25 protein-coding genes, 1 pseudogene and 2 riboswitches are annotated in these 26,156 nt (G+C 52.6%); of the genes and pseudogenes, 12 read left to right on the forward strand and 14 right to left on the reverse strand.

Features of this window, described 5'->3' with window-relative positions:
* Positions 1-171: 171 nt before the first annotated feature.
* The 4 genes from AC3ZPD_RS10615 (at position 172) to AC3ZPD_RS10630 (ending at position 4,322) form a co-directional block, all read left to right on the forward strand.
* A complete protein-coding gene (locus tag AC3ZPD_RS10615) occupies positions 172-1,527 on the forward strand; it encodes a glucose-6-phosphate isomerase (RefSeq protein ID WP_490984244.1) in 1,356 nt (451 codons plus the stop codon).
* A 211-nt stretch (positions 1,528-1,738) separates the two neighbouring features.
* A complete protein-coding gene (locus AC3ZPD_RS10620; RefSeq protein WP_490984245.1) occupies positions 1,739-2,371 on the forward strand; it encodes a YigZ family protein in 633 nt (210 codons plus the stop codon).
* Between the two features lie 3 nt (positions 2,372-2,374).
* Positions 2,375-2,965 (forward strand): TetR/AcrR family transcriptional regulator, encoded by a 591-nt coding sequence (locus AC3ZPD_RS10625; protein ID WP_490984246.1) that lies wholly within the window; start codon positions 2,375-2,377, stop codon positions 2,963-2,965.
* A gap of 292 nt (positions 2,966-3,257) precedes the next feature.
* Entirely contained in the window at positions 3,258-4,322 is a 1,065-nt protein-coding gene (locus AC3ZPD_RS10630; RefSeq protein WP_490984247.1) for a sulfate/molybdate ABC transporter ATP-binding protein, read from the forward strand.
* A 110-nt stretch (positions 4,323-4,432) separates the two neighbouring features.
* Here AC3ZPD_RS10630 and AC3ZPD_RS10635 read toward each other — a convergent pair whose 3' ends face one another.
* From AC3ZPD_RS10635 to AC3ZPD_RS10645, 3 genes are read right to left on the reverse strand one after another with little or no spacing between them, the layout of a single operon-like run.
* A complete protein-coding gene (locus AC3ZPD_RS10635; RefSeq protein WP_490984248.1) occupies positions 4,433-5,542 on the reverse strand; it encodes an ABC transporter permease in 1,110 nt (369 codons plus the stop codon).
* Positions 5,539-6,567, reverse strand: coding sequence for an ABC transporter ATP-binding protein (locus tag AC3ZPD_RS10640; protein ID WP_490984249.1), 1,029 nt, complete (start codon positions 6,565-6,567; stop codon positions 5,539-5,541). The genes AC3ZPD_RS10635 and AC3ZPD_RS10640 overlap by 4 nt, the downstream gene beginning before the upstream one ends.
* 3 nt (positions 6,568-6,570) lie before the next feature.
* Positions 6,571-7,731: a COG1470 family protein gene (locus AC3ZPD_RS10645; protein WP_490984250.1), complete on the reverse strand. Its 1,161-nt coding sequence runs from the start codon at positions 7,729-7,731 to the stop codon at positions 6,571-6,573.
* A gap of 285 nt (positions 7,732-8,016) precedes the next feature.
* Here AC3ZPD_RS10645 and AC3ZPD_RS10650 point away from each other — a divergent pair, with 285 nt between their 5' ends.
* The 3 genes from AC3ZPD_RS10650 (at position 8,017) to AC3ZPD_RS10660 (ending at position 10,500) form a co-directional block, all read left to right on the forward strand.
* The gene (locus tag AC3ZPD_RS10650; protein ID WP_490984251.1) at positions 8,017-8,628 is read left to right on the forward strand and encodes an RNA polymerase sigma factor; all 612 of its coding nucleotides are present in this window, start codon (positions 8,017-8,019) and stop codon (positions 8,626-8,628) included.
* A complete protein-coding gene (locus tag AC3ZPD_RS10655; protein ID WP_490984252.1) occupies positions 8,603-9,595 on the forward strand; it encodes an anti-sigma factor in 993 nt (330 codons plus the stop codon). The genes AC3ZPD_RS10650 and AC3ZPD_RS10655 overlap by 26 nt, the downstream gene beginning before the upstream one ends.
* Positions 9,596-9,708: 113 nt before the next feature.
* Positions 9,709-10,500 carry an MBL fold metallo-hydrolase gene (locus AC3ZPD_RS10660; protein WP_490984253.1) on the forward strand — a complete coding sequence of 264 codons (792 nt, stop codon included), beginning with the start codon at positions 9,709-9,711 and terminating at the stop codon, positions 10,498-10,500.
* A gap of 139 nt (positions 10,501-10,639) precedes the next feature.
* Here AC3ZPD_RS10660 and AC3ZPD_RS10665 read toward each other — a convergent pair whose 3' ends face one another.
* Both AC3ZPD_RS10665 and lplA read right to left on the reverse strand, forming a co-directional pair.
* A complete protein-coding gene (locus tag AC3ZPD_RS10665; RefSeq protein ID WP_490984254.1) occupies positions 10,640-11,440 on the reverse strand; it encodes a Cof-type HAD-IIB family hydrolase in 801 nt (266 codons plus the stop codon).
* Positions 11,441-11,567: 127 nt separating this feature from the next.
* Positions 11,568-12,569, reverse strand: coding sequence for a lipoate--protein ligase (gene lplA, locus AC3ZPD_RS10670; RefSeq protein ID WP_490984255.1), 1,002 nt, complete (start codon positions 12,567-12,569; stop codon positions 11,568-11,570).
* A 279-nt stretch (positions 12,570-12,848) separates the two neighbouring features.
* A riboswitch (cobalamin riboswitch) is annotated at positions 12,849-13,018 on the forward strand.
* A 185-nt stretch (positions 13,019-13,203) separates the two neighbouring features.
* On the opposite strand from lplA, the gene AC3ZPD_RS10675 reads away from it, so the two are divergent.
* The 3 genes from AC3ZPD_RS10675 to AC3ZPD_RS10685 are packed head-to-tail and all read left to right on the forward strand — an operon-like array spanning position 13,204 to position 16,060.
* Positions 13,204-14,223, forward strand: coding sequence for an ABC transporter substrate-binding protein (locus AC3ZPD_RS10675; RefSeq protein ID WP_490984256.1), 1,020 nt, complete (start codon positions 13,204-13,206; stop codon positions 14,221-14,223).
* Positions 14,220-15,266, forward strand: coding sequence for a FecCD family ABC transporter permease (locus tag AC3ZPD_RS10680; protein WP_490984257.1), 1,047 nt, complete (start codon positions 14,220-14,222; stop codon positions 15,264-15,266). Before AC3ZPD_RS10675 ends, AC3ZPD_RS10680 begins: the two co-directional genes overlap by 4 nt.
* The gene (locus AC3ZPD_RS10685) at positions 15,263-16,060 is read left to right on the forward strand and encodes an ABC transporter ATP-binding protein (protein ID WP_490984258.1); all 798 of its coding nucleotides are present in this window, start codon (positions 15,263-15,265) and stop codon (positions 16,058-16,060) included. Before AC3ZPD_RS10680 ends, AC3ZPD_RS10685 begins: the two co-directional genes overlap by 4 nt.
* Before the next feature lie 99 nt (positions 16,061-16,159).
* Here AC3ZPD_RS10685 and AC3ZPD_RS10690 read toward each other — a convergent pair whose 3' ends face one another.
* Positions 16,160-17,848: a methyl-accepting chemotaxis protein gene (locus tag AC3ZPD_RS10690; RefSeq protein WP_490984259.1), complete on the reverse strand. Its 1,689-nt coding sequence runs from the start codon at positions 17,846-17,848 to the stop codon at positions 16,160-16,162.
* 244 nt (positions 17,849-18,092) lie between these two features.
* Between AC3ZPD_RS10690 and AC3ZPD_RS10695 the strand changes: the two are divergent.
* A pseudogene (locus AC3ZPD_RS10695) lies at positions 18,093-18,688 on the forward strand (queuosine precursor transporter); the annotation flags it as partial.
* 73 nt (positions 18,689-18,761) lie between these two features.
* Here AC3ZPD_RS10695 and AC3ZPD_RS10700 read toward each other — a convergent pair.
* Together AC3ZPD_RS10700 and AC3ZPD_RS10705 are read right to left on the reverse strand one after the other, a co-directional pair.
* The gene (locus AC3ZPD_RS10700) at positions 18,762-19,850 is read right to left on the reverse strand and encodes a M24 family metallopeptidase (RefSeq protein WP_490984260.1); all 1,089 of its coding nucleotides are present in this window, start codon (positions 19,848-19,850) and stop codon (positions 18,762-18,764) included.
* Between the two features lie 14 nt (positions 19,851-19,864).
* Positions 19,865-20,596, reverse strand: a complete 732-nt coding sequence (locus AC3ZPD_RS10705; protein WP_490984261.1) for an MBL fold metallo-hydrolase — start codon at positions 20,594-20,596, stop codon at positions 19,865-19,867.
* Between the two features lie 216 nt (positions 20,597-20,812).
* Between AC3ZPD_RS10705 and AC3ZPD_RS10710 the strand changes: the two genes are divergently transcribed.
* Positions 20,813-21,037, forward strand: coding sequence for a YczO family protein (locus AC3ZPD_RS10710; RefSeq protein WP_490984262.1), 225 nt, complete (start codon positions 20,813-20,815; stop codon positions 21,035-21,037).
* Positions 21,038-21,159: 122 nt separating this feature from the next.
* On the opposite strand, the gene AC3ZPD_RS10715 is transcribed toward AC3ZPD_RS10710, so the two are convergent.
* From AC3ZPD_RS10715 to AC3ZPD_RS10740, 6 genes are all read right to left on the reverse strand, one after another.
* Positions 21,160-22,131 carry a 2-hydroxyacid dehydrogenase gene (locus tag AC3ZPD_RS10715; protein WP_490984263.1) on the reverse strand — a complete coding sequence of 324 codons (972 nt, stop codon included), beginning with the start codon at positions 22,129-22,131 and terminating at the stop codon, positions 21,160-21,162.
* A 161-nt stretch (positions 22,132-22,292) separates the two neighbouring features.
* Positions 22,293-22,790, reverse strand: coding sequence for a preQ(1) synthase (gene queF / locus AC3ZPD_RS10720; protein ID WP_490984264.1), 498 nt, complete (start codon positions 22,788-22,790; stop codon positions 22,293-22,295).
* A gap of 31 nt (positions 22,791-22,821) precedes the next feature.
* Positions 22,822-23,616 carry a 7-carboxy-7-deazaguanine synthase QueE gene (gene queE, locus AC3ZPD_RS10725; RefSeq protein WP_490984265.1) on the reverse strand — a complete coding sequence of 265 codons (795 nt, stop codon included), beginning with the start codon at positions 23,614-23,616 and terminating at the stop codon, positions 22,822-22,824.
* On the reverse strand, positions 23,613-24,122 hold the full coding sequence (gene queD, locus AC3ZPD_RS10730) for a 6-carboxytetrahydropterin synthase QueD (RefSeq protein WP_490984266.1): 510 nt from the start codon (positions 24,120-24,122) through the stop codon (positions 23,613-23,615). Before queD ends, queE begins: the two co-directional genes overlap by 4 nt.
* The gene (queC, locus tag AC3ZPD_RS10735) at positions 24,119-24,787 is read right to left on the reverse strand and encodes a 7-cyano-7-deazaguanine synthase QueC (RefSeq protein ID WP_490984267.1); all 669 of its coding nucleotides are present in this window, start codon (positions 24,785-24,787) and stop codon (positions 24,119-24,121) included. The genes queD and queC overlap by 4 nt, the downstream gene beginning before the upstream one ends.
* Before the next feature lie 133 nt (positions 24,788-24,920).
* A riboswitch (PreQ1 riboswitch) is annotated at positions 24,921-24,964 on the reverse strand.
* Between the two features lie 146 nt (positions 24,965-25,110).
* Positions 25,111-26,013 carry a cation diffusion facilitator family transporter gene (locus tag AC3ZPD_RS10740; RefSeq protein WP_490984268.1) on the reverse strand — a complete coding sequence of 301 codons (903 nt, stop codon included), beginning with the start codon at positions 26,011-26,013 and terminating at the stop codon, positions 25,111-25,113.
* Between the last annotated feature and the right edge of the window lie 143 nt (positions 26,014-26,156).

Genomic DNA, 26,156 nt, shown 5'->3' on the forward strand with positions numbered 1-26,156 from the left:
AAATTTAAATATCCTAGCTTATTCTATCACGGCTGAAGGGACGTGTATAATGCCCTTGTTTTCAGAGGGAAATTACAGTATCCTAAATTTGGTTGTTTGAGTCAGGACAAGTTAAGAGAGATTTAGAGCTGGATTGTCACTAAAACAAAGTTAACGGAGGCGTTATCCTAGATGTCTAAACAAGTTAGTTTTGATTACAGCAAAGCCCTTTCGTTTGTAAACCAACATGAAATCGATAATTTGGCAGAGCCTATCCGTTTGGCTCATGAGCAGCTTCATAAAGGCACCGGCGCTGGTTCCGACTACCTCGGCTGGATCGATCTGCCTACGGCTTATGACAAAGAAGAGTTTGCCCGCATTCAGCAGGCCGCCAAGAAAATCCAAGGCGATTCCGACGTGCTGATCGTGATTGGTATCGGCGGTTCTTACCTGGGAGCGCGCGCGGCTATCGAAGCTTTGCAGCATTCCTTCTACAACCTGCTGCCTAAAGACAAACGCAAAACTCCTGAAATTTATTTCGCAGGCAACAACATCAGCTCTACCTATGTGAACCACCTGCTGGAGCTGATCGAAGGCAAAGACTTCTCCGTCAATGTCATCTCCAAATCCGGTACAACAACCGAGCCGGCTATTGCTTTCCGTATTTTCCGCAAAGCTTTGGAAGAGAAATACGGCAAAGAAGAAGCCCGCAAACGGATCTACGCCACTACGGACCGCGAAAGAGGAGCCCTTAAAAAATTGGCTAACGAAGAAGGCTACGAAAGTTTCGTGATTCCTGATGACGTAGGCGGACGTTATTCCGTTCTTACGGCTGTAGGTTTGCTGCCGATCGCTTCTGCCGGCATCAACATTGAAGAAATCATGAAAGGCGCAGCCGATGCTGCTAAAGAATACAGCAATCCTAACGTGGCTGAAAACGGCGCTTACCAATATGCCGCAGTCCGCAATGCTTTGTACCGCAAAGGCAAAGTAACCGAAATCCTGGTGAACTACGAGCCATCCCTGCACTATGTATCCGAATGGTGGAAACAATTGTACGGCGAAAGCGAAGGCAAAGACTACAAAGGCATCTACCCGGCTTCTGTAGACTTCTCGACAGACCTTCACTCCATGGGCCAATTCATTCAGGAAGGCAACCGCAACATTTTTGAAACGGTCATCCAGGTTGAAGAAGCTAAAAGCCATATCACAATCGAAGAAGATCCAACGGACCTTGACGGCTTGAACTTCCTGACAGGCAAAACGATGGATTTCGTAAACAAAAAAGCGTTCCAAGGCACCTTGCTTGCGCATACGGATGGTCAAGTGCCTAACCTGATCGTAAACGTAAAAGACATGAGCCCATACTCCTTCGGCTACCTCGTTTATTTCTTCGAGAAAGCCTGCGGCGTGAGCGGCTACCTGTCCGGCGTAAATCCGTTTGACCAACCGGGGGTTGAAGCTTACAAGAAAAACATGTTCGCCCTGCTTGGCAAACCAGGCTACGAGAAAGAAAAAGCCGAGCTGGAAGCCAGACTTTCCGAATAATCGGAGCCGGGTTTTATCGGATTTAAGGCTTACGTTTCCAGCGTGAAATAAGCTATAATAATAGCCAGACCTCAAGAAGCAGTTCGCAGCCTTCAGGCGGAACTGCTTTTTGATTACCTGCAAGATGACATAAAGGGTCACAGTCGGACCCGGTTAGAGCTATTTTTAGCGAATTCTGCGTTATTACGGCATTAAAGGAAGGATCACGCATATGCTTACTACATACAAAACGGTCCGTCAGGAAGGCAGCAAAGAGATCGTCATCAAGAAATCCAGATTTATCGGCCACATTCGTCCTGTGGAAACCGAAGAAGAAGCGGTGGCTTTTATTGAGGAAATCAAGAAACAGCACTGGAACGCCACCCATAACTGCTCGGCCTATATGATAGGGGAACGCGACGAAATTCAAAAGCAGTCGGACGATGGAGAGCCAAGCGGAACGGCTGGTAAACCTATTTTGGAGGTGATTCGAAATCAGGGGTTAAAAAATGTCGCCATCGTAGTGACCCGTTATTTTGGCGGGATCATGCTGGGGGCAGGCGGATTGATCCGGGCTTATACGGACGGCGCGGTTGCAGCAATTGAAGCGGGAGAGCCAATTATTCGTGTACTGCACCGCGAAATTGTTGTAGAATTGGACTATACCTGGTTAGGCAAAGTGGAGAATGAGCTGAGGAACCGGGGAATCCGGATGGGGCAAACGGATTTCACCGACAAAGTCAGACTAACTTGTCTTCCGCTGGAGCTTGAGGCTGAGCAGTTTGTAGCATGGATGACCGATTTGACGCAGGGGCAGTCTCAGATTACGGAAGGCGAAAGGATCTTTTATATCGAAGGAGAATAGTCTATGGCGAGAAGAGCAGTAGAGCACGAGTTGACGCGAGAGAGGATTATGGAAGCCGCCAGGCACTTGTTTATCACCAAAGGTTACCGGTCGATTTCAATGCGAAGCATCGGTCAGCATCTGGGATACAGTCATGGTTCGCTTTATTATCATTTCAAGGAAAAAGCCGAGTTGTTTTATGCGATTGTCATCCAGGATTTTCACCATGTCTCCGTATTATTTGATCAAGTTATGGAAAGACCGCTGGAGCCGGGCTTAACCCGAATCGAACAGCTGATGCTGGAGTTTATCAAATTCGGTTTGGATCATCCGCATCAATACGAAATAATGTTCATGCTGCGGGATGAAGAGATTTTGGCTTACTGCCGGTCGGAACAAACTAAATGCTACGAGCATTTCGCTTCGTTGGTCCGCAAACATTTGAAAGAAGAGAATCACCCGCTTCGAAATCATGTTTCACTCCCGCTAAATATGTTCCTCAGCTTACATGGATTCATATCGAACTACATCCAAGGCCGGGTAAGTTTTGAGGAGATTAAGCCATCTGCCATAGCCCATGCACGATTTTTGAATTATAACATCAACGCCGGATAACGGCTTTTTATTTCACCTAATCGCTTTAGTCAATTGCATTGATATAACATTAACTCATTAAACAATTAAATCAATATTATCAATTTTTCAAATCGGATCAGAAATTTCGCCGCAGCCCAGAACGAAGATTATACAAGCAAGATACGAGCATAGGCAAAGAGCTGCGGTGTTCCGAATTTTTCCATTCGTCGTTGACGAGGGGGTCATGGTTTGATAAAGTATTTTTAAATCATAGTAAGTCGATGAGATTAATGTTTGAGATGCAGCGGGCACAGGAAGGGTGGAAGCGGGAATGCATGTCGAAGTGCGGCATTTGGATAAGCATTTTGGTGATTTTCATGCAGTGAAGGATGTCAGCTTTGAAATTGAAAAAGGCAAATTAATAGGCCTGCTGGGTCCAAGCGGTGGGGGGAAAACCTCTATACTCCGCATGCTGGCCGGCTTAGAGCAGCCGGATCAGGGCGATATCCTGTTTCATGGTGAACGGGTCAACCGCCTCTCGCCGCAGGATCGCGGAATCGGTTTTGTATTTCAAAGTTATGCCCTGTTTAAGCATATGACGGTTTTTGACAATATTGCTTTTGGATTAAAGATCAAGAAACTGCAGAAGGCCCAAATCCGGGAACGGGTTATGGAGCTGGTTGAGCTGACCGGCCTTAAAGGTTTTGAAAAAAGGCTTCCGCACCAGCTGTCCGGCGGACAGCGCCAGCGGGTTGCTTTTGCCCGCGCGCTTGCCCCGAGCCCCCAGCTGCTGCTGCTGGACGAACCTTTTGCCGCCATCGACGCCAAGATCAGGCAGGAGCTGCGCACCTGGCTGCGTGAGCTGATTGAAGAAGTGGGCATTACCTCCATCTTTGTTACCCACGACCAGGAAGAAGCCATTGAAGTGGCGGATGAAATCATGATCATCAATCAAGGCCGCCTGGAGCAGAAAGGCACCCCTTGGGATCTATATAAGGAACCGAATACGCCCTTTGTGGCTTCTTTTATCGGTCAATCCACGCTGGTCGAGCATGCCGCCGCATTAAAAGGGTTTGAGGAGGAAAGCGGGGGCAGCGGGACACATGCGTTGATCCGCCCCGAATATATTGAAGTTGGACCGGAATCCGAGTTTGCGCTGCTTTCGGCAACGGCCGAGGGAGTGGTTAAGCACCTGCATTTCAGGGGCAGCGAGTGGCTGGTGGAAGTCGAGGTTGGCGGACAAACGCTGACGACCTTCCGTTCCTTGGAGAAAGAAAATCTGCAGATTGGACAGGAAATCCGCGTGCTTGTTCACCGCGTCTATCTGTTTAATGAAGAGCGCAGCTGGATTGCCGAAAATCCGCTGAAGCGGGACCCGTTCAGCGTGATCATTTAAAATATCCGTGTTTGCGCACATAAAACGCCAGGCCGCTTTTTCCAAGACAGGAGAAGGCAGCCTGGCGTTTTCAATGAGATTCATTATTCGTTGTTATACATGGCAGCGGGTCAAACTCTGGAGCGGACTTCCTGACGCATGAACAGAACGTATGATAGACCAAAGCAGATGATGGTTGCGGCAAGCAGGCCGGTCAGCTGCGGCCAAATTAGCAGCAGGCTTTGCCCCAGTGATAGAGGACTTGCGATCGCTCCGACGAGCTGATCCATGGTCAGCGGGCCAAGCGAACGAACGCCGGGCGACAGCATGGTTGTTAGGGTCTCCGAAAACAGCTCCGTCGGCGAGATCCGGTTCAGCGTCAAGATGAAGTTGATATGTTGGAGCTGAGTTTCCGGTGCTGCCGTTTGCGCTACCGCCGTCGCGCTGTCGATCATGTTGATGATCATGCTGTAAAAGATAGTGAAGAACAGCCAGATGGCGATCGAAGACAAGGCCGAGGTTGCCGCCTGCCGGAAGCGGATCGAGAAAAGGATCGACAGGTTCAGCCAGAAGCCGATATAGATGACGGCCATCAGCAGGAAAACAATAATCCGCAGAAACTCTTCCGGCGTGGGCGGATAACCGATGGTAAACAACCCCAGTCCCATCACCAGAAAGCCAAGCGAAAAAACAACGACGGTAATGACGAACAGGGCGGAAACGAATTTGGCCTTGATGAAGTCGTCCCTGTAAATGGGCTGCGACAACAGCCGTCCCAGTGTGCCCTTGTTCCGTTCGGAGTTAACCGCGTCAAAACCAAGCGTGATCCCGATCAAAGGGCCAAGCCAGGACAGGAACGTGGAGAAGGACGGTACAGCCAGCGACGAGCTCGTTAAGGTATACATTTTTAGAAATAAAAACGTATCGCTGGTGCCGGAAGTGTCTTTGGCGGTAGCATCGCCGGAGCGGATGGCGGTAACCGCCGCATAAATGGACCCGATACAGGCCAGCACAATAATGGCCATCAAGATAGCGAAACGCCAGCTTCGGAAATGGTCGCCGCATTCTTTTTCCACCATCACCCAAAATGAGGAGGCGGTGCGGGAGCGTTCTCCCGCCTGCTCCAGATCACGGCGGGGACGAAGCTGCGCCCAGACCTTCCTTGCCGTCTCCCGAACCGCATTCAGCCGGAGCGTTTCGGCAAGCAGTCGGTTCGACTGCGTTTTGTTCAAGGAAGTCATGACTCCTCTCTCCTTTCAAAATAGCGGTGGTAAATGTCGTCCAGACCGTATTCCTTGCGGCGGATGTAAAAGAGCTCAGCCCCGCTGTGAGTGACCGCTTCGGCGATTTGCGCCGTCAAGTCGCGGTCGCAGACGATCGTGGCGATCGGGCCTCGCCCATTCCTGGTTCCATCCCAATCTCCGGCTGTCGGCTTGCGGATTTCGTTTACGCCTTCCAGGGCGGAAATGGCTTCGTCCAGCGGGGCCAGCCACTCTTTGACCCCAACCTCAACATAATAATTGCCGTCTTCGTCAAGCTGCTCGGACAAAGAACGGATGTCGCCGGCGGCGATCAATTGGCCTTGAACGAACAGGCCGACCCGGTCGCAGATTTGCTGCACCTGGTGCAGATGGTGGGAGGACAGCAGCACGGTCAACTGCTCATCGCGGCTGAGCGCCGAGATCAGCGCAAGCAGTTCGCGCACCCCTTCGGGATCAATCCCAAGCGTCGGTTCGTCGAGGATGATGACCTCGGGGTTCTTGATCAGAACGTCTGCGAGTCCGAGCCGCTGCCGCATCCCGCGGGAAAATGCCCCTACCTTTTTACCTGCATGTTCGGATAAGCCGGTCTTTTCAAGCAGGGCGGCGGCTTTGACGACCGCATCCTCCCGGGAAATCCCATTCAGTCTGGCCGTATAGATCAAATTATCCAAAGCAGTTCTGTCTTCGTAAAAGCCGATGTCATCCGGCAGGTAGCCGACTTTGCGTTTAACCTTCAGCGCTTCTCTGGCCGGGTTAAGCCCGCATATTTTGGCCTGGCCCGAAGTGGGTTCAGTTAATCCAAGCATCATCAAAATGGTTGTGGTTTTTCCGGCGCCGTTGGGGCCAAGCAGCCCGAAGATTTCGCCCCGGGAGATCGTTAAATTCAAATGATTGACGGCGGCCGTATCGCCGTATTTTTTGGTCAGTCCTTTGAGCTCAATAACAGGCGCCGCGGCAGGCCATGCGGCTGCAGCAGCCGGAGTGGGTGTCATGCCGGCGGTCATCGCTTATCTTCTCCCGAATTTCCGGAACAGATAATAAATGCCGGCGATGACGACCAGTATGATGAGGATCCCCACCCATCCCCATAATACCGATGATTTAACCGTCACCCGGATATCCGCGTTTGCGCTTTTGCTGGCCGAAGAAGCCGTCAGGCTGACAACGTAGTCGCCGGAAAGGGCTTTGCTGCTGGATTTGATCGTAGCCTGCACCTGTTTGCTTTCTCCCGGAGCAATGGAGCTGATGGAGGAAGGCTCAAAGGAAACCGACCAATCCGTTGGCGTGTTGGATGAGAAGGACAAGTCCTGCAGTTCGGCGGAGCCGGTGTTTTGCACGACCAGCGTCAGCTTGCGCTCCGCACCGGCTTTGACGTCCGTACTCAGGACATCGTCCGATGTGGAAAATTTCATAGCATACGTACCGGTTACCACCGCTTCAATGCTGGCATTGGCCGTAGTATCGCCGCTGGTTGCCGAAAGCGGAATTTTGTAGGTGCCGGCCTTGACCTGTTCCGGCGGTTTGACCTGAATCGAAATCGTCTTTTCGGAGTTCGGATCGACCTCAACCGAAGTCACGCTGTTGCTGTCGAGCTGGAAGCGGACGTCCCAGCCGTCTTCGGCCCCGGCGCTCAAGGCGTAGGTTTGTTTCTGAAGCGTCCGGTTCCGCAGTACCGCGCTGTAAGTGAAGGTGGAGTCCGAATAACCTTCCATATTGGCTTGATCCAGCGTAAATTCCGTTTTAAATGTTCCTTGCTCGGAAACGTTGACCACCAGCGGAAGCGAAGCCTGGTCCGCCTTCAAAGTGAAAGAGTACTGGCCTTTGTTGATCTTGAGCGGCACGTCCAAATCCAGACTAAAGGTTTGCGTTTCGCCCGGCTTTACGGCAATGCGCGAAATTTCCCGGCCGCCTGCGGACAAATTATATTTCCAGTCGCTGTTTTGCGTCTCCAGCGAAATTTCGGCGGAAGCGGTAGCCGACCCATGATTGACGAGATCCACCGAATAAGACACAGTTTCTCCGGGCGCCGCCGACCATTCCAAATAGGGAGTATATAATTCCAGCGCCCCCGCAGCCGCAGCGCGGGGAGATTCGGTCAGCACGCTGCCGCCCAGGGCGGTGAACAGGACCATGATGGACAGCGCCGCTTTTCGTAAGGATAAAAGCATGTTGGTTCCTCCTGTTTCATAAAAATGTCGAAATGCGGTGAGGCAAGCGGATGGAGACTTACGTCTTTCAGACCGTTGTTGTTGCGTTTTGCTGCCGCAGGGATGGGCCCCTCGCCTGTGGCAGCAAAGCTTTTTTTCTTTTCTCCGCTTGCCTTTCATTTCGGATACGAATGAAAAAGCAATTTGGATTTATGCTTTTACAAAAAAAAGTGGTTTTCAAATTCCTTGGTTTTTGGTAAAACGGGAGGTGGATGAAATTGAAGGCTTTTGCGGGAGGGCGGAGGAATGGACCTGCAAAATGAAGAGATGACCGGGCTGCTGCGCGAAATGTGCAGCGGCTCGGTGAAAGCGTTTGATGCGTTTTATGCCCATTATGCTCCATTTGTGCTGCAGGTGGCCTTGCGCCTGGCAGGAGACCGGATGGAAGCGGAGGATATCTGCCACGAAGTATTTTTGGAGGTGCTCCGCAAAGGAGGAGCTTACGATAAGGGGCGCGGGTCGATCAAAGCCTGGCTGGCAGTTTTGACGCGCAGCCGCAGCATCGACCGGCTGCGCCGCAAATCGAAGCTGCAGTATCCGGGAGACGAGGCGCTGGAAGCGGAAGCCGGCGGCGTTTCCGGCTCTGGTGAAGATGAAGCGCTGTCCAGGCTGGAACGCGAGGCTTTGCAAACGGCGATTTATGCGCTGCCGGAACCGCAGAAGAAGGCGATCATGGGTTCCTATTATTCGCTGCAAACCCAACGGGAAATGTCGGAGGCATGGAACGTGCCGATTGGAACCGTCAAATCATGGGTGCGGTACGGGCTCGGCAATTTGCGCAGGCAAATGGAGAAGCAGGGCTGGGGGGACCCACTGGAAGGAGGAAGCCGGCATGAGCGAACACATCGGTCTCAATAAAGCGAAGCTGGGGATAAACGGTCTGAATGATCAAGGCGAGCAGGACGCCTGCCTTCGCCTATATTCCGAACAGGAATGGATTGATTGGCTGCTGGGCTCCATACCGGAAAGCAAGGCTGCCGAAATGGCCGCGCACGCCGCTGTTTGTCCTGCCTGCCAACTGCTTAAACAACGTTGGGAGAGCATTTTGGGGACAAACGTTGATGCGGATGAACAAGGCGAAGGTTATGAAGCCGCCGAGGCCGCTGGAGTTGCTGAAGCCGTTGAAATCGCCGAAGCCGCCGAAGTCTTTGAAGCGGCTGCAATCCATGCTTATGATGCCGGAGCCGAATTTATTGGCACCGAATCGACTGAACCGGCGTTTAAATATGGTCAGGTATGGGGTCAGGCCGCCGAATTTCCACAGGACCGGATTAGAAAGCAGCTGCGGCATAAGGTCAGAATGATCGGAGTTCGCCGGAAAATCAGCGGGTTGTTTGCATCGCGCTGGAAATGGACCCTTGGTTTTGCGGCAACGCTTATGCTGCTGGCCATTTTTTGGGCGGCGCTGCCGCTGGCTCAGCCCGATACCGAGTGGAACCGTTATGTGAAGACCTATGAACCGGAGGCGCTACAAGTCCTGTCCGATCCGCAAACGGTGTCCTACCCGCTGCATTGGGGAGGAAAGGAGCCGCAGCTCGGCAAAATGTGGTATAATGCGGATTCCAAAGAGGTGCTCATGCTGGTGGGCGGCCTGGTTCCCGGCAAAGGACAGACCGTCCGCGTGTGGCTGGTGAATCAAAGCAGTGAAGACAACCTGGGGTTGCTTCGCTATGACGCCAACCGCGCTCATCTTTATGTAAAAGACAAGACGATTTCCCCTGCGGACAATATCGTATTGACGATTGAGCCGGAGGGAGGTCCGGAGCGCATTCATGCCGACTCAGGCGCCGCCGGGGCAATAGCCGTTGATTTTAATGAACGGTAACGACAACCGGCAACTTGGCAACCATCGGGACTAGAGTCAAGCCTAATAGTCAAGCAACCTCGGCAGGTTGTCCGGCGGCATGAGCTTAGGTCATAGAAAGGGGAATCTCCAATATGAGGGATCAGAATGTAGACCGGTTAGTGTTTACCGGGACAGGGGACGCAATGGGAGTACCCCGGGTATACTGCGATTGCCAAGTATGCGAAGAAGCCAGATTAACCGGAGTGAACCGGCGGTTTCGCTCATCCGTTACCGTTGAAGGGCCGGGCGGGGAGTTTATGATCGATTGCGGTCCGGATTGGAGGACTCAGATGGAGATGGCCGGAAAAAGGTTTATTCGCGATATCGTCATTACGCATGCCCATTTTGACCATATCGGCGGGCTGCCAGAGTGGGCCGACGCTTGCCGCTGGCTGGAGATCAAAGGGCAGCTGTATGCGCCGCAGGAAGTTATCGACATCATTTTGCGGCAGTATCCTTGGCTGGACCGCCATTTGGAATTGCATCCGATCGATCAGGGATTGTCGCTGGCCGGCTGGGAAATCAAAGGCTGGAAGGTCAACCACGGGAAAAACGGCTATTCCTACGCTTACAAGCTCTCCAAGCCGGGGATTACCTGGGTTTACTGCTCGGATTCGATCGGGCTGCCCGAGGATCAGAAGCAGCCTCTCTACGGCCTTGATTTGCTGGTGCTGGGTACAAGCTTCTATAAGGAGGAAGCGGAATACGCTGGGCGTTCCGTTTATGATATGACGGAGGCGCTGGGGCTCCTTGCTGAGGTTAAGCCGGGGCGGACGATATTTACCCATATGTCGCATGACGTGGACGTCCGGAAGGATTATGGGCTGCCTGAGCAAGTTGCGGTTGCCGTGACGGGCTACACGGTCAGCTTGACAAGGGGATAAAATGCAGCATTGGACAATCCTGCTAAAGAATACTTCAAGAACTCAAGGCATGTTCCCTCTGCCAAAAAGAACCCCCTCCTGTACGGACCGAAGTCCGATTTAGGAGGGGGTTCTGCCATTCGCTATTCTAGCTGGTTTCTTATTCCGCGTTCAAAATAAATTTGTCGATGACCTGCTTAATCCCGTCTTCGTTGTTCGAAGCCGTCACATAATCGGCGATTTCCTTCAGCGGGGCAATCGCATTGCCCATCGCTACGCCAAGACCGGCGGCTTCTAGCATTTCGTGGTCGTTCCAGGAGTCCCCGCAGGCAATCGTTTCGGACAGATCACAGCCGAAGTGGCCGGCCAGGAACGTCAGAGCCGCGCCTTTGGTGCCTTCCTTGTGCATGATTTCAAGGAAATGCGGTTTGGATTTAGTGATGTGAACGCCGTCGCCAAGCAGCTCGCGCAGGACCGGCGAAATTTCATCCAGGTATTCCGGCGAATCGATAATCAGGAATTTTGGCGTCTGCTTGGACAGCAATTTTTCAAAATCAGGTTCGATGTGATATTTGGTACCGTTCAAAGTTGCGTAATCGATCAGCTTTTGATTTTCCTCGCGGGCATAAAGCTTGTCGTCAATGTAGGTTTGCAGATGCAGATTGTTTTCGATGCAGAAATCGTAAAGTTTTTTCCCTGCTTCGTACGGTACATACCGTTCATAAAGTACTTTTTCATCGAGCAGATTTTTAACCAGGGCCCCTTGATACGTTATGATAGGCACGTTTAAACCGGTTTGGCGGGCAATGGCTTGCGCGGAGGCATAAGCCCGGCCGGTGGCCAGCGTCACCACAACCCCTTTGGCTACGGCTTGCTCAAGCGCTTCCTGCGTAGCAGGGGTGACTTCCTTATCGTCATTAATCAAAGTGTCGTCGATATCAATGGCCATCAGTTTATACATCGGTTTCTCTCCTTTATGGGCCCGTTAAGCGCAGCGGGTTTGACCCGCACCTACGGACTTTTCTATGGATTTATTGGGTTTATTGCGTATATGGCTCGGCGGGCCGCTTGTGCGGCAGCCGGTCATTCTATTCTTCCAGGAAAACCAGTCCTACAAAATCGTCCAGCTCCAGGTTGCCGAAATAGTGTTTCAAGTCGGTTCCTTCCAGAGCGGCGCGTACGGCAGCCTCTTCGTATTTTACACCACGCAGCAGGTTTTCGATATCCGCTACGTCGCCTACGCCAAAGAAGTCGCCGTAAATTTTGATTTCCTGAATATGGCCTTCTTTAATGTCCATCCGCAGGTCAACGATGCCGACCGGAAACTTCCGGCTGTGTTTGACGTTGGACTCCGGAGACAATCCGTAGTTCCAATCCCAATTTCTGTAGCGTTCTTCGGAGATTTCATGGATTTTGGCCCAGTCTTCTTCCTTCAGGACATATTGAGGCACCGCATCCGGATCCATGCCGAAGATGTACCGGAGCAGCTCGCTGCGGAACTCTTCGATCGTAATTTTTTTATCCATAAAATCAATGATGTTGGCTACGCGGCTGCGCACCGACTTGGTGCTTTTGGATTTGAATTTCTCCGGATTGGCATGAAGGGATGCCGCAACGTGGTCCAGATTCAGGTTAAACATCAGGGTGCCATGGCTGAACATGCGTCCGCGGGTGGAAAATTGGGCGTTGCCGGAAATCTTCTGATCGCCGACCTGCAGGTCATTCCGTCCCGTCAACTCGGCATTGACGCCGAAGTTCCGCAGCGCTTCAACCACCGGCTGGGTAAATTTGCGGAAGTTGTGGAAGGACTCGCCGTCATCCTTGGTAATAAAGCTGAAATTGAGGTTCCCGAGGTCATGGTAGACGGCACCGCCGCCCGATAAACGGCGCACGACTTGAATCCCGTTTTCTTTGACGTATTCGGCATTGATTTCCTCAATGGTATTTTGATGTTTGCCGATGATGATCGACGGGGCATTAATGTAGAACAGCAGATAGGTTTCGTCTGCAGGCAGGTGTCTCAGCGCATATTCCTCAATGGCCAAGTTAATAGAGGCATCGGTAATGCCCTCATTATCAATGAACAACATCTTTTTCATGTCCTCCAGTGCGACAAAAATGGATAAAGCTCGTCCTTCTATTGTAAACCAAATAAGCCGGAAACCAAAGGAAGATTGTAGGAAAAGCTCATTGCCCGGGCAATAGTCCGGCTATAAACTCCTTTTGGCCTGAAAAAGCCGTGCCGCCCGGCCGAAGCACAAACCAAACAAACTGTCCGTCTCTGGTGGAAAATGGCGATTTTTGCCCGGATTCGGTTGTAAGAAACCTCTCTTTCCCCTATAATCCAATAAGAGATTCGAACGAAACAAGCATACCTACCTTTTACAGGTTCCGAAGCCTTGGCAGTCCATGCACTTCGGATGAAAAGGGAAGCCGGTGCAACTCCGGCGCGGTCCCGCCACTGTAACCGGCCGATCTTGTTTGCCTGTAAAGGAAAACCTGCCGGAAGCCAGATACCTGCCTGCAAAAGCCGTAACGGTCCTTCGAGGAGAGGATAACGTTCTGCCTGAAAATAAAGCTGACCGGATAGAATCGCTGGCAGGTTCATCGCCATTTGATAAATTCGGCTCCTGCTGTGCTTTTATGCGGACGTGCCCTTCCGGAATGGAAGGGTTTTTTTTCGGTTCGTGCTCAGTTATCAGAAATTCAAGAGGAGAGGGTATTATGAACAAGTTGGCTAAAAAAACATGGAGCCTATGGCTCATCGCTCTTATGCTCGTCGTATTGGCGGGCTGCGGCAACGCAAATAACGGCAGCGCAGGAGCGCAGCCGAGCGGCAACGCCGCCGTACAAAGTCAGGAGCCTTCCACGCAGGCGGAAACCTCGGCTTCCGCAGAGGACGCCTCAAAAACCGCTTATCCGCTTACGCTTACGGATGCCACCGGCACGGAGGTCACGTTTGAGGCGGCGCCTCAGCGGATCATTTCCATTGCGCCATCCGAAACGGAAACCCTGTTTGCGCTCGGGCTGAATGACGAGATCGTGGGAGTTACGGATAACGACGATTATCCGGAAGCCGCGAAATCCAAGCCGAAAATGGGCGGCTACGAGCTGAATACCGAAGCGATTGTCGCCGCGAAGCCGGATGTTGTGTTTGCGGCCGGGATTACAAGCGCGGATACGATTAAAGGCCTGCGGGACCTGGGCATCAAGGTTTTTCAGTTTAATCCCAAAACGGTAGAAGCCGTTATTCAAGACGTCACGCAATACGGCCAAATCACCGATCACCAGAAAGAAGCTTTGCAGGTTACCAGCAAGATGAATGCCGAGCTGTCCCAGGTTGCCGATAAGGTTAAAACGATCAGCGAGGATCAGAAGAAAAAAGTCTATATCGAATTTTCCCCGGGCTGGACGGTCGGAAAAGGCGAATTTATGGACGAACTGATCACGTTGTCCGGCGGAGTGAACGTGGCGGGCGATACGACCGGCTGGAACGAAATCAACGAGGAAAATATTATCAAATCCAATCCTGACGTTATTCTCTACGCCAACAGCGCGGTAGACGAGAAAAACCGGACCCTGGATCAAATCATTAAAGCGCGTGCCGGCTGGGATCAAATTACGGCGGTTAAAGAAGGCCGTATCGTCGGGCTGGACGATAATCTGCTGAGCCGCACAGGCCCCCGCCTTACGGAAGGTTTGCTGGACGTCGCCAAAGCGATTTACCCGGATCTGTTCCAATGAAAACCAAACTGACAGCCGCTTTCGCTGTCGGTTTTATCCTGCTGATCTTGACGCTGCTGGTTTGCGTCGGAATCGGCTCCGTTTATATTCCGATCGGCGAAATCGCCCTTATTTTGCTGCATAAGCTGCCCTTTGTACAGCACGTCATCATGCCGGATTGGGATCTTTCGTCCGAAAAAATCGTCCTGGAGGTCCGCTTGCCCCGGGTCATTTTGGGCCTGCTGGTCGGCTCCTCGCTGTCCGCCGCCGGCGCGGCTTTTCAAGGGGTGCTGCGGAATCCGCTGGCGGACCCGTTTACGCTCGGCGTTTCGTCCGGCGCTTCCGTTGGGGCGGCCGTGCTGATTTTTTTCGGCTGGCAGTATTCGGTGGCGGGTATTTTTACGCTGCCTGCCGCAGCGTTTCTGTGCGGGATCGCTACGCTGGCCGTCGTTTTAAAGCTTGCTGGGGAGCGCGGGAAAATCCCTACGGAAAGCCTCATTTTGTCCGGCATTATTATGCAGTCCTTCCTGGGGGCTATCGTTTCTTTCCTGACCACGATGTCCAAAAGCACGGTTAATGAAATCCTATTCTGGACGATGGGCGGGTTAAGCCTGCGCGGCTGGTCCTACACCGCGATTTTATTTCCTTATTTGCTGGCAGGGGTTATCCTGCTGTGGAGCTGGTCCAGGCGGCTAAATCTGCTGGCACTTGGAGAAAAACAAGCCGCGCATACGGGGCTCGAGGTTGAACGGACCAAGCTGGCCGTTTTGGTTGTGGCGACGCTGATGACCGCGGCGGCCGTATCCGTTTCAGGCGTAATCGGATTTGTCGGACTGGTCGTGCCTCATATGCTGCGTTTAATGCTTGGCTCCGATCATCGTCTGCTTATGCCGCTTTCAGTCCTGGGCGGGGGGATCTTTATGATGTGGAGCGACTTGGCTGCAAGGACGCTGCTTGCGCCCACCGAAATTCCGTTAGGGGTCGTGACGGCTTTTGTAGGCGCCCCTTTCTTTGCTTATTTGCTGTATCGGAACAAGAAGCAGAGGGAAGGGAGAAGGTTATGATTCGTCTGGAAGGCGTCACTAAATCTTTCGGCGGCAGGCCGGTGCTCCGCGGAATGCATCTGCATGTCCGCCGGGGGGATTTTTGGGGGATTATCGGTCCTAACGGCAGTGGGAAATCTACGCTGCTCCAATTGATTTCCGGCGCCGAGAAACCGGACAGCGGGCAAATTCTGCTGGACGGCAAGCCGGTTGACGGATACGGCCGCAGGGAGCTGTCCCGGAAGCTTGCGGTGCTGCAGCAGGATGGACTGCCGCCCGTTTCTTTTTCCGTCAGGGATGTGATCGAAATGGGCAGATTCCCCTATTTGGACTGGCTGGGCCGCGACCGTTCGGGCCAGCCGGAAAGCTTGCTGGAGACGATCATGCGCAAGCTGGATCTGGTAGAGCTGGCTGACCGGCAGGTGAACGAGCTTAGCGGCGGGCAGCGGCAAAGGGCGGCGCTTGGCAAGGTGATGGCCCAGCAGCCCGAGCTTGTTTTGCTGGATGAGCCTACCACCTTTCTCGACATCCATTACCAGATTCAATTCATGGAGCTGATCTCGGAGTGGAGGAAGGAATCCGGGCTGACCGTTATGGCTGCGGTGCATGATATCAATTTGGCTGCTTTATATTGCGATCACCTGCTTGTGATTAAAGAAGGGAGCACAGCGGCTTCCGGACCTATGCCGGAGGTGCTGTCCCCTTCGCTGCTGCGGGATGTTTTTGAAGTGGACCTGGTCCGGGTTGCCCATCCTGACCACGATCTCCCGCAGTTTCTGCTCAGACCCGAAAGCCGGCGATTGCGGGAAGGATAAAGGAAACGGTGATTCAATAAAATAAAACGCCGGTGGTTATCCACCGGCGTTTTATTTTTGCCTGCCAGCTTTAATTGAACACTGGCAAGTGACGCGAAGTTATATTTTAAACTGTTTAATGGCTTCTCTAAGCTTATCCGCTTGTACACTGAGATGATTGACTTTTTCAAAGAAGGAGGCCATTTCTTCCTGCTGGGACTGCGCAGCCGCGCTGATTTGCTTGATGTTATCCAAGCTGGTCGCGGAAATGGAGGCACTTTCCTCTACCGAAGCGGTGACTTCCTCCGTACCGGCCGAAATTTGCTGCGTGGAAGAAGAGATGCTTTGCATCGTGATGTTGATGTTTTGGATCCATTCGTCCAGCGTCTGGAACGCTTTGCCAGCGTCACGGACTTTGCCTGCCCCGGATTGGATTTGATTGTTGACCTGGTTCATGGCCAATACCGAATTGCCGGTATCCAGACGAATTTGGTCCAGAGACTCCCCGATTTCCTTCACGGCCGTGCTGGATTGCTCGGCAAGGCTGCGCACTTCGCTCGCCACGACAGCGAAACCTCGGCCGTGTTCCCCGGCCCGGGAAGCTTCGATGGCTGCGTTCAGCGCCAAAATTTGAATCTGTTTCGTAATTTCGTTAATCGTATTAGCGATTTCGGTAATGGCTTCCGAACGGGAGTTCATTTGCTTCATATGGCTTAGCGACTGGGCGGCGGCCGTTTCGATCAGATTCATCTGGCCGACCGCTTCCTGGGCCAGCTTGTTGCCGGTATCGGCTTCTGCGGAGGCTTGGCTCATCCGTTCGGAAACTTCAGCAGAAGAGGAGGCTATGTATTGAACGCCTTGCGAAATTTCTTCCATGGCACGGGCATTTTCCGCTGCCGCCAGGGAGATCATTTCGCTGCCGCTGCGAATTTCTTTGCTGGATTCCCCGGATTTGCTAAGCATCGATTTTATGTTATCGATTCGCTGCGCCATGTCCGTACTGTCCTTGGCTACCTGCTCCGAGGTGGTGATGACGCTTGCGATCATGTCTTTCAAAGCGCCGGTCATGGTCTTGAAGCTGACGGCCAGCTGCCCGATTTCGTCTTTGCCTTTCACCGTAATTTCCTCGCGGAAATCGCCTTCGGCCATCTTTTGAGTTACGCTCGACAGCTGGCGAAGACGTTTGGAAATGCTTCGGCTGATCAAGTAGGCTGCAACAAAGCAGACGACAATAACGGCAACCGATAATCCGATACAGATCCAGGCGATCTGAGAGCGTTTCTCGGTGACGAATCCGGCGTCAATGCCTACGGCAACGACAAGGTCCGAGCCGGGCAAGCCTACATAAGCTGTTTTGTGGGTACCGAATTTGTCACTGTACAAATCGCTGAGCTGGACACCCTCTTTGGAGGTCGCCTGCTTCATGGCCGGCTGGGCTTCAATTTGCTCTTTGGCCTTCATTTCTGAGCCGCTGTCCGCAACAAGCACTACAGCCTGGTTGTCCTTTACCTGAGCCAAATAGGCCGTTTCAAGATTAAGGGACTTGATCTCCTTGTCGAAATAGGACTGAAGCGTGTAGATCGAATTATCGCTGCCGCTTTTTACCTGCATGGCTTGTGAACTGTTAAGATTTTTGTAGGTGTCCTGGGCGCTGGTCAAAAGCACCTTGTCGAACTGGGGCAGCACATTGTCATCGATGATCTTCATGGAGACATAATAAAAACTTAAGCTGAAGAGAAGCGATGAAAGGACGATGATCAGCGTAAACGTGACCATTAGTTTACGGGAAATAGAGTTCATTGAAAACATGGGATTCTCTCCTTCTCTAAGAATGCGCTGTTAGTCCTAGGTCATTTCCCGCAGAAAATGAAAATTCGGAGCAGCTTTCGTCTATTTTATAGTAAAAAAATCCATTATGGAATGAAAAAATCATAAACTTTTTGCCTTTTTCTGAATTATTAGCGAAAAGTAGTGAAAATCTTTACAATCCATGTTATATAATAAGCTTTTAGGCCTATTCAGGACCGCATAACCTATTTTTTCAGGAGGCTGCATTCCTACCGTTTTTGCGAATATCCAGGTCACCAAAACGATCGAAATCTTCGGCGTTGCCCTGACGCTGGGCAATACGATGTATGTGAGCGTCTATATGACCAGCGACCTGCTGAACGAAAAATATGGACGGGCAGAAGCCAGAAAAGCTGTCTGGTTCGGCTTTTTTACCTTGCTTGTGACTACGCTTCTGATGCAAATGGCGCTTATATTCAAACCGATTCCGGAAGCGGAACCGGTGCAGCAGTCGCTTGAGACGGTTTTTGGACTGCTGCCGCAGCTGGCTGCAGGCAGCCTGACCGCTTATTTTGTCAGTCAGCTGCTGGATGTCAGGCTTTATGCCTGGATCCGCCGTTTTTTCCGAAGCCTCATCAGCTGTGGATCCGGAATAACGGAAGTACGATGATCAGTTCTTTTGTGGATACGCTGATTTTTTGCACGATTGCTTTCTGGAATTATGATTTTTCGATCTGGTTTGAAATTCTGCTGACGACTTATGTCATCAAGTTTATTTTGACCGCCGCCGGAACTCCTTTTATGTATATAGCTCGAAGTTTTCACAAGGAGGAAGAAAAAGCGGACGTTTCTGTGCAATAAGGTTTAATGCAGGTTGATAAAGCAGGCAGCCCCTTCACCGGGACTGCCTGCTTTCTTGCGAAAAAAAACGGTTTTAACCGATAACGGTCAATTCCTTAGGGTAAGAGGTCAACACGGATACGCCCTGTTCGGTAACCAGAACGTCGTCTTCGATCCGTACGCCGCCTTTGCCCGGCAGGTAAATGCCCGGTTCAACCGTAAAAACATTGCCGCTTTGCAGCAGATCCGTATTGTCGCCGTGGACGGACGGATATTCATGAACATCGATGCCCAGGCCGTGGCCGAGGCGATGCAGGAAATAAGGGCCGTAACCCGCTTCCGTAATCACGTCGCGCGCGGCTTTATCGATGCTGCCGAAGGTGACGCCCGGTTTAGTTGCGGCGATAGCGGCTTCGTTGGCGGCCAGCACGGTGTTGTACATGCGGGTCAGCTCTTCGGACAAGCTGCCGACAGCAAAGGTCCGGGTAATATCCGAAGCGTAGCCGTTCGCATAAACCCCCATATCAAACATCAGCAGATCGCCGGCCTGAATCCGGCGCGTTCCCGGAACGCCGTGCGGCAGGGCGGTTTTCTCGCCCGACAGCACCATCGTATCAAAGGAAGGGCCGTCTGCTCCCGCCAGCCGCATTTGATATTCGATTTCCGCTACCAGCTCGTTTTCCGTCATTCCGATCCGGAATTTGGACAAGCCCTGCTTTAGCACTTCTTCAATCAGATTTACGGCATGCTGGAGTTTATGTACCTCTTCGGCTGTTTTGATAACGCGCATGTTCTGAAGCCAATCTCCGATATTTCGGGCGTCCTTGAACTGCAGTTCCGCCTGGAGGGCTTCGTAACGGGTGACGGACAGATTATTTTTCTCCAGTCCGATTACGCCCGTATTTCCTTTCAAGGCTTCCTTCAGTAAAGCATAAGGATTGTCGGTATCGGTATGGGTTACGATCGTGCCGATATCGCTAGCGGCGCGAGCGGCTGCTTCATCGAGCGCCGGCACTACCAGGAAGGGCTGCTCGCCGCGCTTGTAAACCGCGCCAAGAAACCGTTCATGCGGATTGCTGGCAAATCCGGTTAAATAATAGACGTGTTTGGGATCGGTAATAAGCAGGGTATCTACACCCGCCTGGGACATTTCCCGGTCCAGCTGAGGCCATTTTTCGTTCATTGTACGTTTCCCCTTTACTTGGAGGTTTGCGCCAGTTGTTTGATCGCTTCCTCCGGTTGTTGATCATAAATGCCTCCATGGTAACAAAGCACCTGCCGAATAGCAAGCGGAACCAGTTTGGACAGGGATTGAAGGGCCAGCGGCAGATCCGGCGTAAAAGCTACATTGGGTCCCGTCAGCTTCCCTTCAGCCACAAGCAGTTCATCGGCGGCCAGCAGCAGCTTTTCCTCAGGGAAATAGAAGCTTAAGTGGCCCGGCGTATGCCCTGGGGTATGGATGACTTGCAGCCCTCCGGGAACTACGGGCAAAATTTCCTGGTCCTTCAGAAAACGGGTAACCTTGACGGCCTTAAGGTCATCCAAAAATTTTTTGATTAAAGCACGCATCGGCTCCGGTATGGAGGCAATCCGGTCGGCGTTCATTTTGAGCATAGGAGCCCGTCCCTCGATAACGTCGCTGTCATCCGCATGGGCCCAAATTTCGGGTTTCTCCGGAAGGCTGGCGATTATCGCAGGCAAATTGCCGATATGGTCGATGTCCTGGTGCGTCAGGATGACACGGCGGATGCGGTTCCACTCGGCCCCTGTCTCCAGGACGGCTTCCCGGAGGATGTCCAGCGTGCCGACCATGCCGGTGTCAATGAGCGTACCCCCGTCTTGTTCGTTCCAGATCAAAACCGGATGGATCGGCATGCCGTTATGTTCAAGATTCAGATCAAAAATGCCCTGAGCCAGTTTCTGTATCATTTCAGGCGTTCTCTCCTTTTTAATTTCTTGGATTATGGGAACCATTATATCAGAATTGATATACATTTACCTGAAAAACGCCGGTACCTTTTAAACTCAGCGGGTTGCATGCAGCAGGTTTAAACGGCGGGGGATGGAGGTATAAAAGGAACAAGGGCTGCAGAAGAAAAAGCTTATGACGGCTTGATCGCAGCAAACCAAAGGAGGTAAACCCAGGTGGCGGAGAATGAGAAAGACTTCAAAGCAGGCGCATCCGGCATGGACCAGCCTGAACAATATGAAACCGATGCCGAAAGTTTGTTTGACAAGTTTGAAAGCGAACGCAATGTGGATCCGATTCCTGTAGAGGACCTGAACGAAGAGGTAAAGGAGGAGCGGAACAAAGAGGAGACCAAACATCATTCCTCCAGCGAAAAAAAATACAGGACCGGCTTTGAATAAACCTTGGGCTGATTCGATCTCGCCCTTGTGAACTTTTGAAGATAAAAAGGCCAGGCTCTTTTGAAGAGCCCGGCCTTTGCTGCGGGCGGTTTTAAAGCCTTCAGCCTGAAGGGACCCAAAGCTCAGCCCTTCAATTCAGGCACGACGTTTTGCGGTTCTGGGCCAAGAAGCGCCGACACCAGATTTTCGGCGGCCAGCCGGGCCATATCGTTTCGCGTTTGGGTGGTCGCGGATCCGATATGAGGCAGCGTGACAACGTTCCGGAGCGCGAGCAGCGGATGATCGGGCTGCACCGGCTCCCGTTCAAAGACGTCGAGTCCGGCGCCGAAAATTGTTCCCTGCTGAAGGGCTTCGGTCAAGGCTTCCTCATCGACGACCGGTCCGCGCGAGGCATTGATAAAAATGGCCGTAGGTTTCATCCTTGCCAATTCTTCCCTGCCAAACATATGGCGGGTTTGCGGCGTCAGGGGTGTCATCAGCACGACAAAATCGGAATGGCGAAGCAAATCGTCCATCTCCGCATATTTGGCTCCAAATTTCTGCTCCGCGTCCGGCTTGCGGTGGCGGTTGTAATATTGGATCTCCATGCCGAAGCCGAAATGGGCTCTTTGGGCCACGGCCTCGCCAATTCGACCCATGCCGATAATACCCAGCGTTTTATGATGTACGTCCAGCCCGAACAGCTCTTCACCGTCGCCTTTTTTCCATTGCCCCTGCTTGACATAGGCATCCAGCTCGGCTACGCGACGGGCGGTGGCCAGCATCAGCGCCAGAATCAGATCGGCTACGGTATCGTCCAGCACGCTAGGCGTATGCGTCCCGATAATGCCCCGTTCCTTCATGGCCTCCAGATCAAAATGATTGTAGCCGACGCTCATCGTGCTGACGGCTTTCAATTTGGGAGCATGGCTTAGCAGCTCGGGACCGATTTTGTTGCCGGAGGTCAGCAGTCCGTCGGCTTCGGCTACCTCTTTCAGGAGAACGTCATGCGGAACGGCTCCCTGACCGTCCCACTTCCGGTAATGAACATGTTTGGCAAGGTAACTCTCCGTTTCGGAAGGGATCCGGCAGGCAACGTAGATATGAGGTTTCATTAGGCAAGCTCCTTTCATGACAAGTATTAAACAGCGGATAACCGAATACCGGTTTCCGGCTTCCCCCTTAACTTTACACCGGTGAGCAGGAGGAAGAAACCCGCAAAAAAAGCGGAGCAGGCTGTGAGCCTGTTCCGCTTTGCGATCTTTTATTAAGATTTTTACCGGTTGTCCACTTTCTCCGGATATAAGTCATGGTTAAAAAGGCGCTGCTCGGCGAGCTGCTCATATTTGGTGCCCGGCTTGCCGTAGTTGCAGTAAGGGTCGATGGAGATGCCGCCTCTTGGCGTAAATTTGCCCCATACCTCGATGTAGCGGGGATCCATCAGCTTGATCAGATCGTTCATGATGATATTGACGCAATCCTCGTGGAAATCGCCGTGGTTGCGGAAGCTGAACAGATACAGCTTCAGCGATTTGCTTTCGACCATTTTGATGTCGGGAATGTAACTGATGTAGATGGTCGCAAAATCCGGCTGTCCCGTAATCGGACAAAGGCTCGTAAATTCCGGGCAGTTGAATTTGACGAAATAATCCCGGTAAGGGTGTTTGTTGTCAAAGCTTTCAAGCACCTCGGGTGCGTAGTTGAAGGGATATTTGGTGCCCTGATTGCCGAGTAGGGTCAGGTCCTGCATTTCGTCTTGCTGTCTTCCGCTCATAGGATAACCTGCTTTCATATTTGATTTGCGTTTATACGCCCCGTTTATTGCCCCAGATCAAGGCGTGCAGCTGCGGCAGCACCCGGACCCGGTTGAGCTCGGGTCTGGCCATGACCTTGTCGACCAGCTCCTCGTATCTTTGGAGCAGGAAGAGGGCGTGGTTTTCCACGTCCATCCGGATCGTGTCCGGATTGCCGACCTGCACATAGAACTGGGCCTGCGGATACCGCTGATGAACGTGGATCGCATAGTCCAGATCCTGATCGTCAAAGACGACCACTTTCAGGCTGTAATCGAAAGGGCGCGGACGCCGGGCGAGTCTTGCTACGATATCGTCCAGCGTTTCGAAATTGGTCTCCATGCCGGAGCTCGGCGGCTTCGGCGAAAGGGTGACCTCGTCGATGTCGGCAAGCCACTCCTGCCAGCGGGAGCCTTGGGTTTCGACCGCCGTGGAGATGCCTTTCTCCTGCAGCAAAGCGACCAGGCTGCCAAGCTGCGGCAGCAGGGCGGGGTTGCCGCCGGACAAGGTGACATGGGCGAAACGGTCTCCGCCAAGCTCGGACAAACGCTGCCAGATGTCTTCCGCGCTGAGGCGCTGAATCTGGTCTTTGGCGCTGCCGTCCCAGGTAAAAGCGGAATCGCACCAGCTGCAGCGGTAATCGCAGCCGGCCGTGCGGACGAACATCGTTTTTTGCCCGATGACCATGCCTTCTCCCTGAACGGTAGGCCCGAAAATTTCCAGGACGGGAATGGTGGCGGCAGATGCCGGGATCTGCGGCGTTAAGCCGTCAACTACTTGCGTTTCCTGCTTATCCAGCGTGCTCATGCCTGCATCCACTCCCGTCTGATTTCCGCATAACTTGTAGGCGTCTCGAACAGGCGGACAAATTCCGTCCGCGCTTCGATCATGCGGCCTTCGTTATTTGCTTTCTCCAAAGCCTGCTCCATTTGCTCGTAGAGCCAGACGACCATGTTTTCGGCCGTCGTATTCATTGGAGGCAGGGTTTCGTTCAAATAGCGGTGATCCAGGTAACCTTCGATTTCATTTTTCCAGATGTCCTTAATAACGCCAAAATCAACGGTAATGCCGGTTTCATCCGGCAGCCCGCTGATGCCGAACACAACGATATACGTGTGCCCGTGCAGGTTTTTGCATTTGCCCTCGTAGGCATGGAGGTGATGGGCGGCGTCAAAGGTAAACTCCTTGCTCACCAGCACCCTTCGGTTATGGTAACGCAGCTGTTCTTTGGTAATGTCGCGGCCGAACTGCTGCAGGGATTCTACGATGCGGAATTCTCCGGCTGTGCGCCTGGACTGATTCATCTGGCTCATAAACGGACACCTTCCGCGCGTGCGGACAGATAGCGGTCCAGCCCGGCTTTGCGCAGCTTGCAGGCCGGGCATTCGCCGCAGCCGTCGCCAATGACGCCGTTATAGCAGGTCAGCGTCCGTTCGCGCACGAACTCAAACGCGTTCAAATCGTCGGCCAGCTGCCAGGTTTGCGCTTTATCCAGCCACATCAGAGGCGTATGAATGACAAATTGATAATCCATGGCCAGATTCAGCGTTACGTTCAGCGATTTGACAAACGTGTCCCGGCAGTCCGGATAACCGCTGAAGTCGGTTTCGCATACGCCCGTCACCAGATGTCTGGCTCCGACCTGTTTGGCCATCACGGCTGCAAAGCTGAGGAAGAGGTGGTTCCGGCCGTCCACAAACGTGTTGGGCAGGCTGCCTTCCTCCTGGGCAATGTCGATATCGCTGCGGGTCAGCGCGTTTTCGGTCAATTGGCCGAGCAGGCTCATGTCAAGCACCGTATTTTTAATGCCAAGCTCCTTGGAAATGGATTTGGCGCATTCGATTTCGAGGCTGTGCCGTTGTCCGTACATAAAAGTAACGGTCTCCACTTCACGGAACTGCTGAACGGCCCAGTACAGGCAGGTGGTGCTGTCTTGGCCGCCGCTGAACACGACTACCGCTTTTTCATCTTTAAGCATAAAAAACCTCTCCTTCAAGGATCATGTCAAACGCCCGCGGGCAAAACGGATCCGTCTGCAAATATCGAAGAGAGAGGGTTCATGAACTTCAGGTCTACGCAAAAAAACAAGCCCTGGTTCCGTGGAACGCAGGTACTAATTAGTTTTTTATAGAGGGAGTTCTCGAACCTCTCCCATGTCCTTCAAACATGGATTTGTCTTCGGTTGTAAGGCCGTGTCCAATAACAATCAATCTTTCCTTTGGGCACCGGCGCAACGGTTATTATAACACAAGCGGGCCGCGGCATGAAGCCTTGACCCGTTATTTCATAGAATTGCCTGCGTTAACTCCGTCCTGCCGCGCGTTCGCCGCGAACGTTTTTGTAAGGTTCGATATGAATATGCACGTATTCGATTTCATAACTTTCCAGAATCCGGCGTTCAATTTCCTCTGTAATGGCATGGCTGTCCGCTACGCTCATCCGTTCATCTACGCCGATAGTGGCATCGACCAGCGTGTTGTTGCCGCTCACCCGGGCTTTCAGATCAATGATCGCCGCAACTCCCGGCGTGCGCTGCACGGTGCTGCGGATCTCCTCCAGCTGTCCGGCATCAAAGCCGTCGGTCAAATTATGGGTGGCCTCCCGGAAAATTTCCCATGCCGTTTTGCAGATGATTATCCCGACGGCAAGGGCGGCGAGGGGATCGAGCCACGGCATGCCGAATTGGGAGCCCAGAATGCCGGCAAAAGCGCCGATGCTGACCAGGGCGTCGGAACGGTTGTCCTGGGCGGCCGCGTTCAAAGCGCCGCTCCGGATCCGGCGGGCCAGCCCGGAATTGTAGCGGTAAACGCCGTACATGATCACGGCGCAAAGCAAAGCGACCCAGGCTGCCGTCATATCCGGCGATGCGGCTTCGGGTGCGCGGAATTTCATGATGGCCTGATAAAGCACCTGCAGGCCGACGGCAAACATGATAAAGGAAGCGATCAGGGAAGCGATGGTTTCGGCCCGGTAATGGCCGTAAAGATGATCGCTGTCCGGCGGCTTCCGGGAAATTTTTAATCCGGCAAATACGGCAATGGAAGCGACGATGTCGGTAGCGTTGTTAAGGCCGTCCGCCAGAAGCGCTTCCGAATGGGTGTAGGAACCGATCATTAGTTTGAAGGCGGAAAGAAGAAGGTAAACCGCAATGCTGAGCAGGGCTCCTTTTTCCCCTTGTTTGATGTTCTCGTAGGTATTTCGCAAAACCAAAACCTCCGGCCGCTTTGTCATTCGTTTTATTATCCATACCTTCATCATACCGGACAAAATTTGTGTGGGTCTACAGAAACAGTGTTGTCGCAGGCCCGCAATATGGGGCCGGGGTTACAAAGTTGGCAGTGTCCAAG

Source organism: Paenibacillus mobilis, assembly GCF_058267595.1.

Excerpts from the sequence above, each read along its gene's own strand:
- AC3ZPD_RS10615 (WP_490984244.1), top strand. The coding sequence starts at position 172 with ATGTCTAAACAAGTTAGTTTTGATTACAGCAAAGCCCTTTCGTTTGTA.
- AC3ZPD_RS10620 (WP_490984245.1), top strand. The coding sequence starts at position 1,739 with ATGCTTACTACATACAAAACGGTCCGTCAGGAAGGCAGCAAAGAGATC.
- AC3ZPD_RS10625 (WP_490984246.1), top strand. The coding sequence starts at position 2,375 with ATGGCGAGAAGAGCAGTAGAGCACGAGTTGACGCGAGAGAGGATTATG.
- AC3ZPD_RS10630 (WP_490984247.1), top strand. The coding sequence starts at position 3,258 with ATGCATGTCGAAGTGCGGCATTTGGATAAGCATTTTGGTGATTTTCAT.
- AC3ZPD_RS10635 (WP_490984248.1), bottom strand. The coding sequence starts at position 5,542 with ATGACTTCCTTGAACAAAACGCAGTCGAACCGACTGCTTGCCGAAACG.
- AC3ZPD_RS10640 (WP_490984249.1), bottom strand. The coding sequence starts at position 6,567 with ATGACCGCCGGCATGACACCCACTCCGGCTGCTGCAGCCGCATGGCCT.
- AC3ZPD_RS10645 (WP_490984250.1), bottom strand. The coding sequence starts at position 7,731 with ATGCTTTTATCCTTACGAAAAGCGGCGCTGTCCATCATGGTCCTGTTC.
- AC3ZPD_RS10650 (WP_490984251.1), top strand. The coding sequence starts at position 8,017 with ATGGACCTGCAAAATGAAGAGATGACCGGGCTGCTGCGCGAAATGTGC.
- AC3ZPD_RS10655 (WP_490984252.1), top strand. The coding sequence starts at position 8,603 with ATGAGCGAACACATCGGTCTCAATAAAGCGAAGCTGGGGATAAACGGT.
- AC3ZPD_RS10660 (WP_490984253.1), top strand. The coding sequence starts at position 9,709 with ATGAGGGATCAGAATGTAGACCGGTTAGTGTTTACCGGGACAGGGGAC.
- AC3ZPD_RS10665 (WP_490984254.1), bottom strand. The coding sequence starts at position 11,440 with ATGTATAAACTGATGGCCATTGATATCGACGACACTTTGATTAATGAC.
- lplA (WP_490984255.1), bottom strand. The coding sequence starts at position 12,569 with ATGTTGTTCATTGATAATGAGGGCATTACCGATGCCTCTATTAACTTG.
- AC3ZPD_RS10675 (WP_490984256.1), top strand. The coding sequence starts at position 13,204 with ATGAACAAGTTGGCTAAAAAAACATGGAGCCTATGGCTCATCGCTCTT.
- AC3ZPD_RS10680 (WP_490984257.1), top strand. The coding sequence starts at position 14,220 with ATGAAAACCAAACTGACAGCCGCTTTCGCTGTCGGTTTTATCCTGCTG.
- AC3ZPD_RS10685 (WP_490984258.1), top strand. The coding sequence starts at position 15,263 with ATGATTCGTCTGGAAGGCGTCACTAAATCTTTCGGCGGCAGGCCGGTG.
- AC3ZPD_RS10690 (WP_490984259.1), bottom strand. The coding sequence starts at position 17,848 with ATGTTTTCAATGAACTCTATTTCCCGTAAACTAATGGTCACGTTTACG.
- AC3ZPD_RS10700 (WP_490984260.1), bottom strand. The coding sequence starts at position 19,850 with ATGAACGAAAAATGGCCTCAGCTGGACCGGGAAATGTCCCAGGCGGGT.
- AC3ZPD_RS10705 (WP_490984261.1), bottom strand. The coding sequence starts at position 20,596 with ATGATACAGAAACTGGCTCAGGGCATTTTTGATCTGAATCTTGAACAT.
- AC3ZPD_RS10715 (WP_490984263.1), bottom strand. The coding sequence starts at position 22,131 with ATGAAACCTCATATCTACGTTGCCTGCCGGATCCCTTCCGAAACGGAG.
- queF (WP_490984264.1), bottom strand. The coding sequence starts at position 22,790 with ATGAGCGGAAGACAGCAAGACGAAATGCAGGACCTGACCCTACTCGGC.
- queE (WP_490984265.1), bottom strand. The coding sequence starts at position 23,616 with ATGAGCACGCTGGATAAGCAGGAAACGCAAGTAGTTGACGGCTTAACG.
- queD (WP_490984266.1), bottom strand. The coding sequence starts at position 24,122 with ATGAGCCAGATGAATCAGTCCAGGCGCACAGCCGGAGAATTCCGCATC.
- queC (WP_490984267.1), bottom strand. The coding sequence starts at position 24,787 with ATGCTTAAAGATGAAAAAGCGGTAGTCGTGTTCAGCGGCGGCCAAGAC.